Source organism: Psychrobacter sp. 1Y4 (assembly GCF_051847555.1).
Genome location: NZ_JBPYDE010000943.1, coordinates 1 through 565 on the forward strand (window position 1 = coordinate 1; position 565 = coordinate 565).

Annotated in this window: 1 protein-coding gene; it reads left to right on the forward strand. The window is 50.3% G+C overall.

Going from position 1 to position 565, the window contains the following annotated elements; all coding sequences use genetic code 11:
• Positions 1 to 99 precede the first annotated feature (99 nt).
• Positions 100 to 565 (forward strand): c-type cytochrome (locus ACS8FC_RS19755; protein ID WP_439298037.1); only part of this gene is annotated, 466 nt, incomplete at its 3' end.

A 565-nucleotide genomic window follows, 5' to 3' on the forward strand; every position in this document is an offset into this window, starting at 1 on the left:
TAGATATCACGTTGCTTTATTTTGCTAGACACGACTGGCGAATTGCAGGCATATTAGGATGAGGGATTAAGGATGATTTATCAGCACTATAAGGACGTTATGAAACCACTTTCTGCCGTTATGCCAGCGCTGTTGTTTTGCTTAACCACGACAATCGGTTTCGGCGTACTTTCTACCGCTGCGGTAGCAGAGACGGTCAGCTTGCCAATGGACACTTTGCCTGGCAGAATAACCCTACCCAATCTCAGCCCCGCCAATAGTGCGCTTGCCAACCGCGGCGCTTACGTGGCACGCAGCGCCGACTGTATGGCCTGCCATCGTGAAGACTATAGCGGCGGCGTGCCGATTGAGACGCCGATTGGCAATATCTACTCGACCAATATCACGCCATCGACGCGCTATGGTATTGGTAATTATACCGAAGCCGATTTTAAAAAGGCCTTACGCAAAGGACGCGCGCCGAATCATCAGATCTACCCTGCGATGCCTTACCCGTCCTATCATGGCCTAACGGATGATGATATCAGTGCCTTGTTTGCTTATTTTCAGACTGTTCCTGTCGTAG